Consider the following 11,298-nt stretch of genomic DNA (forward strand, 5'->3'; position numbering starts at 1 on the left):
GGCACTCCCCGTCAACGTGAAGAGTTCGGCCCGCTGTGGCGAGCCGAACTCTTCACGATCATGGGACGGGTGGCGAGCGTGGTGCCGGGGATGGGCGTCAGGTGAGTACGGTGACGGCGGCGACCACGTAGAGGCAGCCGGCGCCGGCGACCACGACTCCGGCGGCGGCCGGAACAAAGCCGATCAGCTTGGCGACCGGGGCCCAGGTGCGGGCTCGGCCGGCGAGCAGCGCGTACCCCCGGATGGTGAGCACACCGACCCCGGTCAGGGTGGCCGCCATGCCGATGCCGAAGACGATCACCAGGATCACCGCGTCCAGCGCTCGTCCGGTCAGCAGGCCGCTGACCAGCACCAGGAACGCCGACGGCGACGGGAGCAGCCCGCCGGAGAGGCCGAGGGCGAGCAGCCCGCGCCGGGACCAGGGATTGGTCAGCTCGGGGGCGTCGTCGTGGTGATGGTGGTGGTGAGCCGGTTCGGCAGCGACGACCGGTTCGGCGGTCAGCGTCACCGTGCCGGTGCCGGTGCCGGTGCCGGTGCCGGTGCCGGTGCCGGTGCCGGTGGCGGTGGCGGGTTCGGCGGTCAGCGTGGCGGTGGCGGTGGTCGGGTGGGACCCGTCGGCGATGTGCTCGTGCGGGTGGTCCGACGCCGGCCGCTCGTGCGGGTGCCCGTGGTCGTGCGAGTGGACGTGGCCGCGGTCGTGCGAGCGCCCGTTGTCGTGCGAGTGGTGCTGATCGTGGGAGTGACCGTGGCTGTGGCCGTGCGAGTGACCGTGATCGTGCGAGTGGCCGTGACCACCGCCGCGCAGGTGGCGGTAGGTGAGGTGGACGCCGACCCCGATCACCACGATCCCGGCGAGCACCTGGAGCCAGGCGGTGACCGACTTCGTGCTGAGACTGGCGGCGCCGGTCAGGCCGACCCAGACCAGGGCGAGCACGAGTACGGAGAAGGTGTGCATCAGCGCGACGATCGCGCCGAGCCGTACCGCGTCCCGGTACCGTCCCCTCGTGCCGACCAGGTACGCCGCCGTGATGCTCTTGCCGTGCCCGGGGGCGACCGCGTGTGCCGCCCCGACGCCGAGCGCCACCAGCAGGGCGAGCCAGAACACGGCCCCGCTGTCGAAGAGCGCGATCAGGTGGTTGTCCAACCCGTTGATCCCGGTCACGCGGTCCTCCTGTTCCGACGTCGCTTGTTGACCAGCACACCGGCGAGGATGGCCACCGCCGCGATGCCGGTACCGGCGGCGACGGTGCCGACCGCGGCCGGACGACCGCTGCCGCCGCCCGTGCCGGCGGCGAGCCGGACCTGCTGGGTGCCGTCGTTGTGGGTGAAGAGCACCTCCGACGGCGTCATCGCCACGTCCGAGGTGAGCGCGGTGCGGTACGCGGTGTTCAGGTCGGTCAGTGCGCTGACCGTGACCGCGATGTCGCTGACCGGGGTGGGGCATTCGAAGCTGACCCGGGCGCCCTGCTTGAGGAGTTGTTCGAGCGTGTCGAGGCGACTCGGGCAGCGCTTCCCGGCCTGGCTGACCGTGATCCGCTCCAGCAGGTAGTCCCGGATGGCGGGGGAGCGCTGGAGTTTCTGCTCGCCGGTGAGTCCGGTCTCGACCTTGCCCGTGGCGGGGTTCTCGAACGCGCCGAGTGACTGGCCGAGTGCCACCCAGTCGTCCTCGGCGGCGTGCCACTCGATGGTGACGTGCGAGCCGTCGGCGTCGATCCTGGCCGTGGCCGGTGGGCCGAACGGGTGGGCGGAGGCGGGGGTGGCCGGGAGGGTGACCGCGACCAGCGCGGCCAGGGCACCCAGCAGCGCACCCGCCGACGCGCGCGTACGGATGGTCACGAATTCTCCTGTCCGGGAAACCGGACCGGGTGCGGACCGGCCGTGGTGGCCGATCCGCACCCGGGACGGGATTGCTACTTGCTGATGGTGATCACCGGGGTGCTGATCTTCTGGTTCTCGCTCACCAGGTAGATGACCTGGGTGCTGCCCTTCTTGGTGCCCTCCGGCACGGCGAAGGTGTAGTTGAACTGACCCAGCTCGTCCGCCTTCTTGGAGGCGATCAGGACGCCGTTGTTGCTCGCGGCGGCGGTGGTGCTGCGCAGGTACACGCTCACCGTCTCGTTCGGGTCGTAGTTGTACGCCTTGACGCCGACCTTCTCGCCCGCAGCGACGGTGGTCTTGCTGGCCAGGGCCCGCTCACCGGTGCTGTTCTCCGGGGTACGGAACTCGTTGACGGTCCGGGCACCCGCGTCGTTCTTGCGGATGAGGAAGCCGTCCTCGAACTGGCCGTTGGCGGTGCGCGCCTCGAACCGGATCGAGTCCTTGTCGACGTCGATCATCTGGTAGAGCTGGACGTTCTCGTCCCGGTCGGAGAGCTCGGCACCGTTACCGGTCCAGTTCTCGCCGCCGTTGAGCTCGTACATCTTGCCGCCGGAGACGGAGACCACGTAGACGACACCGTTGTGCACGGTGCTCGACTTGCGGTTCGTCGCGACGTTGCCCCGGGCGTAGGAGTGGTCGTGGCCCTGCAGGACCAGGTCCACGCCGTACTTCTCCAGCAGCGGGCCCCACTGGTCGCGGACCTGCGGGTTGTTACGCGTACCGGTGTTGGAGTAGACCGGGTGGTGGAAGGTGACCACGGTCCACTTGTTCGGGTTGTCCTTGAGCACGGTCTCCAGCCACGCGGTCTGCGCGGCCATGACCTCGGGGATGCTCTGGACGTTGCTGTTCAGCCCGATGAACCGCACACCCTGGTAGTCCGTGTAGTAAGCGGTCTTGTCCAGGGCCGACTCCATCCCGGCCGGCCACTTCGGGCCGTTGGCCGGGAAGGGGAACTGCGGTGCCCAGAACGAGGAGAGCGAGGAGCCGCTGTACTCGTGGTTGCCCGGGATCGAGATGTTGTTGATCTGGCTGTTGACGAAGCCGTCAGCGTCGAACCACTGGCCCCACTGCTCTTCGCTGTTCGCGCTGTCGATGAGGTCACCGGCGTTGACGACCATCTTCGCCTCGGGCCGGTCGGCGAACGCCTGCCGGAACACGCGCGGAAGCGCCGAGTCGAGGTAGTTCTGCGCGTCACCGTAGTAGATGAACGAGAACGGCGAGAAGCCCTCGGCCGCGGTGGTGAAGTCGGACCACTCGTTCCAGTTGGTGCCGTCACCGACCCGGTAGGTGTACCGGGTGTTCGGCTTGAGGCCGGTGAACTCGACGGTGTGGTAGGTCGAGGCGTAACCGAGCGAGGTGTTGACCGCCGTGGTGGCACTCGCCTTCACGGTGGACACCGCGCCGGCCGCCGGGGCGACCTCGCCGAGGGCCTTCGGCGCCTCGAGGATCTGGGCCTGCGCCCACTCGGCGGACGCCTCGGCCCGCCAGGTCACCTTCTGCGAGGTGGCCGGGGTGGCGGTCGGGGTCAGGATGAGGCGGTCGGGCATCGGGGAGGGCTTGTAGATCTCGGCCGCCGGGAACTTGCTCGGCGCGGCGTCACCGAACGCCGACGGACCGAACGCGAAACCGCCAATGATCAGCGCGGCGGCACCCACGGCGGCGAGCTTCGCCCGCCGGGAGCCGGTAATCCACGGTCGCTTGTTGTCGATCAAGGTAGGGGTCACCCCTCAAGAGAAGTGGATCGTTCGCCAGCGGGAGCGCGGCGAACCTCCGCATTCAGTCGGAGGCGCCCGACAGCAAACCGACGACAGCCTTTCCACCAGGTGAACTGATGATCACTTCGGCGAAGCGCGAGTCGGGCGTCACCTCGTGGTCGTCGCTCGGAAACATTGCGTCGGCCGATCGTTAACGGCGGCCCGCCTACCATGCGGCAGGGCCCGCCCGGCGCCCGTACCGCCGTCGAGAACAGGCCGCATCGATGACTCTCGCCCTGCCGAATCCGCTGCTGAGGAGCCGTCGCCGCTGGGCCGCGCTCGCCGCCGTGGCATTGATCGGGGTGTTTCCGAGAGCCGAACCGCCGCAGCCGATCGCGGTCAAGGGCGACGACTTCATCAGCGCGGAGACCACCGGCATCCTCAACATCGAGGGTGGCGAGTGCTTCTCCGACCCGGCGTACTCCCCGAGGTCGAACGACGTGGTGGTGGTCTACAAGGCGTGCGAGGAGCGGGCCGACAACGAGTCGTTCGGCTTCGTGCACGTCGAGGACGGGCCGTGGGACCGGCCGGCGGTGGCCGCGTACGGCTGGGCCGAGTGCGGTAAGGACTTCAAACGGCGGTGGATCAGCCAGGAGAGGTCCGGGCTGGACTACTTCCCGATCCTGCCGACCGCCGAGACCTGGGCGGACGGCGACCGGGACATCATGTGCGTGGTCTACAACCCGGACGGGAAGATCACCACGAACATGGTGCCACTGGTGCACTGAGTCCCGCCGGTCCGGCGGCGGTCCCGACGACGAAAGACCGGGGCGGGGTGCTGACGACGGAAGACCGGGGCGGGGTGCTGACGACGGAAGACCGGGGGCCGGCGCTCGCGCCGGCCCCCGGTCACGGTTCCCGCCGAGGGGGAGGGGCAGGGGACCGGGGTGGGGTCGAGGGTCAGCCGACCTTGACGGTGGCCACCGGCCAACTGTCGTTGAAGACCTGGCTGCCGGTGTCGGCGCCGATCCGGGTGCCGGCGAAGAGGTTGCTCACCCGGTTCGCCTCGGCCGTGCTCGGGTACGGGTTGGTGCAACCGGTGCCGGCGCTGCCGCCCGACATGAGCAGGGCGCAGTTTCCGTTGTAGTTGTCCGGCAGGCCGAGGATGTGCCCGATCTCGTGCGTCATGATCCGTAGCGGGCTGTACTGCGCGGCCTGCTGGGTGTCGATGTACACCCGCCCGTTGCCGAGGCTGGTGCGCACGGCGTACGAGCCGCCGCCGGTGATCTGGTAGATCCGCAGGTTCGAGCCGCAGTTGGAGAGCGTCAGGTTGACGGTGGCGTTGTTCCAGATCGTCGCGGCCTGGTTCGCGATGCCGGCGAAGCTGCCGGCCTGGCTGGTGTTGTAGCAGACCGTGGCGGCGATCGACGCGTCGGCGGAGGCGGCCGAGGGGCTGGCGACCGTGGCGCCGAAGGTGGCGCTCGCCGCGGTCAGGAGGGCGACCAGGAGCCGGCTGACTCTTCGTGAGGTCATGACTCACTCTCCAGAAGCTAGGGGGTGTCAGGATCTTAGACATCCAGATGTGTCGATTTCAATATCCTCTTTTGTCCGTTGATCTGATATGACGACGGATCTTGGTCGATCTGTACGGTCGCCACCTGGCCCGGGTCGATCGCCCCGGAGGTAAACCGACCGGCGGCGTGACGCGTCAGAGCTGTATGACACGCCAACGCGTACCGATTCTCGTTTCCGTACTCGTGCTGCTCGCCGCCGGCTGCACCCCGGGCGGCGCGGGCGACCCGAGCGGCCCACGACCACCCGCGACCACACCCTCGGCCGGGCCGGCGACACCCGGGACCGATCTGGCGACCGCCCAGCCGGCGCCGACCTCCTCGTCCGATCCGCCCGACCCCGGCGACCCGGGCGACCCGGCCACCCAGGGGCCGGGCGTCACCGACTACCGGATCACCTACGACTGGGGCGTACCGAGCGACCCGGTCCGGGTCGACAACAAGGTACGGGTGCCGGTGGTCCCGCCGCCGGGCGCGCCGCTGCCGCTGCTGGTGGAGGTGCGTGTCGGAGACCACCCGGACGAGAACCTTACCCGGATCACCTTCGCCTTCCGGGGCGGACCGCCCGCCTACGAGCTGGCGTACGTGCCCGAGGTGACCTCGCCCGGCACCGGCAGCGCGGTGCCGCTGGCCGGCAACTCCTTCGTACGCATCCAGTTCGACCCGGCGCAGGCGCACGACGAGCAGGGCCGGTCGTCGATCATCCGGGCCCCCGGCGCCCGGCTGGACTACCCCACCCTGCGCGGTTACGTCCTCGCCGGCGACTACGAGGGTTACCTCAGCTTCGGCCTGGGCCTGCGGGTGCCGCGCGGCAGCGACCAGGTGCTACCGGTACGCACGCTGCAACTCACCCGCGCCGACGGGACCAGGATCGTCGCCGTCGACGTGCGTCGGGGCTGAGCGTCGGGGCGGTCACCCGACGTCGGACCGGCTCCGCCCTCCGGGAGCCGGTCCGGCTGCCACGAGGCCGCCTCAGTGACGCACCTCGTGCCGTACGATCGCGACCGCCACCCGGCAGAATTCGTCCATGTCCGGGGTGAAGCCCTCCGCGATGTCCGGATGCAGCCCGCCCCTGGTCTCGGCGAGCAGCCGCCGGCAGACCTCCTCGACCGGCTCGCCCGCGTAACCGGCGCGGACCCGTTCCGTCGCCGCCCGCAGGGCCGAACTGAGCTGTTCCTCCAGCGGTCCGCGCAGGCTCTCCAGGGCCGGGCTCAGACCGCTCGGGTCCAGCGTCACGTGTGGCTCCGACATGGGTGCTCCCTTCGTCGGGTCCGCGGTACCCAGCCGCGGGCGTCGGTCAACCTGTCGCCGGAATCGCGGCGACTCGAACCAGGTACGACACGCTGTCGGCCGGCTCCTCCCGGTACGACATCCGGCGAATCTGCCGGTCGTCGACGTAGAGGCAAACGTCGACCAGCGGGCCCAGGTGGGCCAGCCCGACGTTGACCGCGTGCCGCTTGTCCTGCAGGACGGCACCGACGCCGCCGAGCAGGGTCGCCGCGCCGGTGCCATGATGGTCGGGCGGGCAGTTCAGGACCAGGTCCAGTTCGACCGGGTCGGTGAGCGGGGTCCAGCCGCTGCGTTGGGCGGCCGCGCAGGCGGCCTCCAGCAGCGCGCGCACCCGGTTGGCCTGGCGGTGCCCGGCCGAGAAGAGCGACAGTGCCTCGGTTCTGATCGGCGGCAGGCCGCTGACCTGGAAGGACAGCGTGCGGGCCCGAGTGTCCTGCACGGCGGCACCTCCTCGTTGAAGACGATCCTGCCGAACGGATCGTCGGGACGGGGCGCGTTTCGCCGATCACGCGTCGGTCCGGGGGAGCGGCCGGTCCGGGACGCGCCGTCGGCGGGGGGACCTGGTTCCGTCGGGTCGGCCGGCGTCGACGGCGGCCCACCGCACGGAGGCTGTGACCACCGTATCCGACCCGCCAGCCGCCGGGAAACCACTGTGGAGCGGGTCTTTCCATCGCCGGGCCACGCCCCGGGCCGTCCCGTACCCGGCGATCTCGACCGCTCGGGCCGTTTCGTACCCGGGGCTCACAACCGCTCGGGCTGTCCCGTACCCGGCGATCTCGACCGCGACGGCCGTCCGGCGGCCGGGGCCGGCGCGCGGGAGCCGATGTTTCGGACCGCTCCGGGCGGGTAGCCCGCCCTCGGCACGAAGCGGGCGAGGGGGGTTACCTGATGGCGAGCCGGACCAGTGCCGCGATGCGAGATCGCGCTGCCCGCGGCCGGCTCACCGCCGGCGCGTGATCACGGGACGACGAACCGGTGGTCCGAGCGAGGGCTCTCAACCCGCTCGGACCACCGGCGTACCTCATGCCTACCCACGATCGCCGGAACTATGCCGAACCGGATCTCGCGCGGCCGGATCTCGTCGAGCCGGATCTCGTCGAGCCGGATCTCGTCGAGCCGGATCTCGCACGGCCGGATGTGGTCGAGCCGGATCTCTCAGCGTGGCGGGGCGGCCGGGGTGGGCAGCAGCCGGCCGAGCAGCTCGCCCAGCACGGCCAGCCCGTCCTGGGAGAGCACCGACTCGGGGTGGAACTGCACCCCGGCGAAGGAGCGGCCGCGCAGGGCGTGCACCGCGCCGTCGGCCGCGTCGCGGGCGATCTCGACCGGACCGTACGCGGTGACCAGTTCGTCGGTGCCGGCGAGCGCGGTGAAGGTCGAGTAGAAGCCGACCCGGCGTACGGTCCCGAACAGGTCGACCTCGCGTTGCAGCCCCTGGTAGGGCGCCTCCCGCCGGTGCAGCCGCAGCCCGAGCAGCCCGGAGAGCAACTGGTGGCCCAGGCAGATGGCGAGCGTGGGACGCTCCCGCCCGAGCAGGTCGGTGAGGAGCCGGCGCAGGGTGGCCATCTTCGGGTCGTCGAGCAGGCCGGGATCGCCCGGTCCGGGTCCGACCACGACCAGGTCGGCCGGTCCCCCGACGCCGACCGGGTCGGCGCCGGTGCCCAGCAGGTCGGCGTCGTACCAGGGGCGCAGTTCGACGGTGAGCCCCAGGGCCCGCAGTTGGTGGGCGAGCATGCCGGTGAAGGTGTCCTCACCGTCGATGATCAGCACCCGCCGGCCGGCGAGCGCCGGCACCAGCGCGGCGCCGCTGGAGCGTTGTTCCAGCCAGAACCGGGCGAGCCGGTCGTTACGGGCGGCCAGGGCGGCCTGTACCGCCGGGTCGTCGGCGAGCCGGTCGGGCAGCCCGGCGGCACGCGCCGGGGCGGCCGGGCGCAGCCCGAGCGCGGCGAGCACCCCGGCGGCCTTGGCGTGGGTCTCGGCCACCTCGCCCTCCGGGGTCGAGTGGCGGACCAGGGTGGCGCCGACCGGCACCCGCAACGCCCCGGTCGGGGAGATCTCGGCGGTACGGATCAGGATCGGCGCGTCGAGGGTCTGCCGCCCCTGGTCGTCGAGGCCGAGCAGGGCCAGCACCCCGGCGTAGTAGCCCCGACCCCGGCCGCGCTCCCGGCGGGCGATCACCCGGCAGGCGTTCTCCATCGGGGAACCGGTGACGGTGGGGGCGAACATCGTCTCGCGCAGCACGTCGCGTACGTCCAGCGAGCCCCGGCCGGCGAGCAGGTACTCGGTGTGCACCAGGTGCGACATCTCCTTCAGGTACGGGCCGACCACCTGCCCGCCGTGCTCGGCGACCGTCGCCATCATCTTCAGTTCCTCGTCGAGCACCATGTAGAGCTCGTCGGTCTCCTTCGGGTCGGCCAGGAACCGCAGCAGTGCGTCCCGGTCCGCCGGCCCGCCCGGGTGCCGGAAGGTGCCGCTGATCGGGTTCATCATCGCCAGCCCGTCCTCGACGCTGACGTGCCGCTCCGGGCTCGCCCCGACCAGCGTGCGGGTGCCGGTGTGGGTCACGAAGGTCCAGTAGGCGCCCCGTTCGGCGGTCAGCAGCCGGCGCAGCGCGGCCAGCGCGGCGGTCAGCGGGGAACCGAGCAGGTTGGCCCGATAACTGCGGTGGATGACAAAGTTCGCCCCCTCGCCCCGGCCGATCTCCTCCCGCAGCACCTGTCGGGTGATCTCGGCGTACTCGTCGTCGGGCAGGTCGAAGCCGCCGCCGTCGGTGCCCACCACCAGGTCGGGCAGGGCGGTCAGGGCCCGCTCCAGCGGCACCCGCTGGTGCGCGCCGATGACCAGGCACTCCAGTGGGGCCGCGTCGTCCACGCAGGCAAAACCTCGTTCGACGATCTGCCGGTACGGCACCAGGGCCAGGGTGCGGGCACCGGCCGGTCCGGCGGGAAGCGGGATGTCGGCGAGGCGTTCGACCGTACGCGCCTCGCCGGTGAACACGTCCAGTTCCGGTGCGTCGGCTCGGCGGATGATCGCGAACGGCCCGGGGTCGGTGCCGGCGGCGATCGTGGTGAGCAGGTGCGAGAGCAGGTCCATCGATGTTCCCTCGGCTCGGGGGCCGTCCGGCGGGGCGGCCGGGGAGCGGAAGGAACGTCGGCGGCCGCCGGTTCGGGCGGCCGCGTGGAAGAACTACGCGCGGAGGTCGGCCGCCGGGTTGGCAGGCCACCAGGATGGGCGTCGCGCGATCATGTTTCGGAGGCTACGAGCCGGTCTGACCAGGGCCTGCGACCGCCCCGCCCGGCGTCCACCAGGTGGACCACGGTCCCGGAGTCGATCGGGTTGGATCGATGGCCCCGGCGGTCGTGCGCCGCTGCTCGGGGGCGGGCGCGAGCCGCCGTGGGCGTGCCGCGAACCCCCGCCGGGTACGGTGGCCGGCGATGAACATTCTCGCGCTCGACCTGGGCACCTCGTCGGTACGGGGGCTGGTCCTCGACGCCGACGCCGTGCCCCTGCCCGGTGCCCTGGCCCGCCGGAAGATGGCCATCACGATCGGTGACGACGGCGCGGCGACGCTGGACGCGGCCGAGTATCTGGCCGCGCTCGAAGCCTGCCTGGACGAGCTGAACGCGGCCGGTCACCTCGACCGGATCGGCCTGGTCGCCACCGCCGCCCAGTGGCACTCGGTGCTGCCGCTGGACCACGACGGCACCCCGCTCGGGCCGGTGCTGACCTGGCTGGACAGCCGGGCGATGGCTACCCGGGGAGCGTCCGGTCCGGCCGACATGAACGCCTTCCACCAACGTACCGGCACCTGGTGGCACCGGTTCTACTGGACCATGCGCCTGCCCTGGCTGCGGGAGACGCTGAGCCGGCGCCCGGCGCGTTTTGTCGGGCTGGTCGAGTACGCGTTCGGCGCGCTGCTCGAGGACGCCCCGATGTCGGTCTCCCAGGCGTCCGGCACCGGCCTGCTCGACCTGCGGACACTGGACTGGGACGCCGAGGCGTTGCAACTGTCCGACGCGCACGCGGGGGAGTTGCCCGAGCTGGCGCCGGTGGACTGGACCGGGCGGCTGCGCGCCGAATTCGCCCGGCGCTGGCCGGGGCTGCGGGACGTACCGTGGCACGGGCCGACCGGCGACGGCGCCGCGTCCAACGTCGGATCCGGCTGTGTCGACCCCTACCGGGCGGCGGTCACGGTCGGCACCTCGGCCGCGGTGCGGCTGGTCCAGGCCGCACCGGCCGGTGCCATCCTGCCGCCACTGCCGACCGGCCTGTGGCGCTACCGGGTCGACCACCGGCACATCGTCACCGGCACCGCCTACTCGGCCGGCGGCAACCTCTTCGCCTGGGCGAAGAAGGTCCTGCTGCTGCCCGACGGGGCCGAACTGGAAGCCGCGCTGTCGGCCATCCGTCCGGGGGACACCCTGGTGGCGGACCCGAGGCTCGGCGGCGACCGGCCGCCGGGGCTCGCCCCGTCCGGGTCCGGGCACATCCACAACCTCAGCTTCGGCACCCGCGCGGTGGACATCTTCGCCGGGCTGATGGACGCCCTCTGCCGGCAGGTGGCGGCCGACCTCACCCAGATCGAATCCACCGTGGACTACCCGGTCGAGGTGGTTCTCGGTGGTGGTGCGGTGGCCGCGTCCGACTGGTGGCGCGACGCCTTCGTCGCCGCACTGGCACCACGCAGCGTGAGCCACGTACGCAATCCGGAGATCGGCGCGACCGGAGCGGCATTGATCGCCATTGGCAGGTTCCACGACGGCGTCAAGCTCGAACGTATCAGCCGGATGGATGAGGGCCACTAGGCGAGTCCGGCACCTGCGGTTGGGCCACAGTATCCTTCCTTTGCCGCGCCGCAGTTCGAATGG

Annotated in this window: 10 protein-coding genes; 3 read left to right on the forward strand and 7 right to left on the reverse strand. The window is 71.5% G+C overall.

Translation table 11 applies throughout. From position 1 onward, the window contains the following. Nucleotides 1-97 precede the first annotated feature (97 nt). From ACI2K4_RS35365 to ACI2K4_RS35375, 3 genes are all read right to left on the reverse strand, one after another. On the reverse strand, nucleotides 98-1,162 hold the full coding sequence (locus tag ACI2K4_RS35365) for a hypothetical protein (protein WP_404517507.1): 1,065 nt from the start codon (nucleotides 1,160-1,162) through the stop codon (nucleotides 98-100). Further along, nucleotides 1,159-1,836 (reverse strand): hypothetical protein, encoded by a 678-nt coding sequence (locus ACI2K4_RS35370; protein WP_404517508.1) that lies wholly within the window; start codon nucleotides 1,834-1,836, stop codon nucleotides 1,159-1,161. Before ACI2K4_RS35370 ends, ACI2K4_RS35365 begins: the two co-directional genes overlap by 4 nt. Before the next feature lie 74 nt (nucleotides 1,837-1,910). Beyond that, a complete protein-coding gene (locus tag ACI2K4_RS35375) occupies nucleotides 1,911-3,602 on the reverse strand; it encodes a fibronectin type III domain-containing protein (protein WP_404517509.1) in 1,692 nt (563 codons plus the stop codon). 254 nt (nucleotides 3,603-3,856) lie between these two features. On the opposite strand from ACI2K4_RS35375, the gene ACI2K4_RS35380 reads away from it, so the two are divergent. Further along, nucleotides 3,857-4,360 (forward strand): hypothetical protein, encoded by a 504-nt coding sequence (locus ACI2K4_RS35380; protein WP_404517510.1) that lies wholly within the window; start codon nucleotides 3,857-3,859, stop codon nucleotides 4,358-4,360. A 172-nt stretch (nucleotides 4,361-4,532) separates the two neighbouring features. Here the strand turns inward: ACI2K4_RS35380 and ACI2K4_RS35385 are convergent, their stop codons facing one another. Next, nucleotides 4,533-5,105, reverse strand: a complete 573-nt coding sequence (locus tag ACI2K4_RS35385; RefSeq protein WP_404517511.1) for a snapalysin family zinc-dependent metalloprotease — start codon at nucleotides 5,103-5,105, stop codon at nucleotides 4,533-4,535. A 185-nt stretch (nucleotides 5,106-5,290) separates the two neighbouring features. On the opposite strand from ACI2K4_RS35385, the gene ACI2K4_RS35390 reads away from it, so the two are divergent. Next, nucleotides 5,291-6,043 carry a hypothetical protein gene (locus ACI2K4_RS35390; RefSeq protein ID WP_404517512.1) on the forward strand — a complete coding sequence of 251 codons (753 nt, stop codon included), beginning with the start codon at nucleotides 5,291-5,293 and terminating at the stop codon, nucleotides 6,041-6,043. A 72-nt stretch (nucleotides 6,044-6,115) separates the two neighbouring features. Here the strand turns inward: ACI2K4_RS35390 and ACI2K4_RS35395 are convergent, their stop codons facing one another. The 3 genes from ACI2K4_RS35395 to ACI2K4_RS35405 all read right to left on the reverse strand — a co-directional run bounded on the left by ACI2K4_RS35395 (nucleotide 6,116) and on the right by ACI2K4_RS35405 (nucleotide 9,523). Continuing rightward, on the reverse strand, nucleotides 6,116-6,394 hold the full coding sequence (locus tag ACI2K4_RS35395) for a hypothetical protein (protein ID WP_404517513.1): 279 nt from the start codon (nucleotides 6,392-6,394) through the stop codon (nucleotides 6,116-6,118). Nucleotides 6,395-6,440: 46 nt separating this feature from the next. Beyond that, a complete protein-coding gene (locus ACI2K4_RS35400; RefSeq protein ID WP_404517514.1) occupies nucleotides 6,441-6,872 on the reverse strand; it encodes a hypothetical protein in 432 nt (143 codons plus the stop codon). Nucleotides 6,873-7,588: 716 nt separating this feature from the next. After that, the gene (locus tag ACI2K4_RS35405; protein WP_404517515.1) at nucleotides 7,589-9,523 is read right to left on the reverse strand and encodes an anthranilate synthase family protein; all 1,935 of its coding nucleotides are present in this window, start codon (nucleotides 9,521-9,523) and stop codon (nucleotides 7,589-7,591) included. 341 nt (nucleotides 9,524-9,864) lie between these two features. Between ACI2K4_RS35405 and ACI2K4_RS35410 the strand changes: the two genes are divergently transcribed. After that, entirely contained in the window at nucleotides 9,865-11,235 is a 1,371-nt protein-coding gene (locus ACI2K4_RS35410) for an FGGY family carbohydrate kinase (RefSeq protein WP_404517516.1), read from the forward strand. Nucleotides 11,236-11,298 lie beyond the last annotated feature (63 nt).

Source organism: Micromonospora sp. NPDC050397, assembly GCF_044901685.1.
GTDB lineage: Bacteria > Actinomycetota > Actinomycetes > Mycobacteriales > Micromonosporaceae > Micromonospora_G.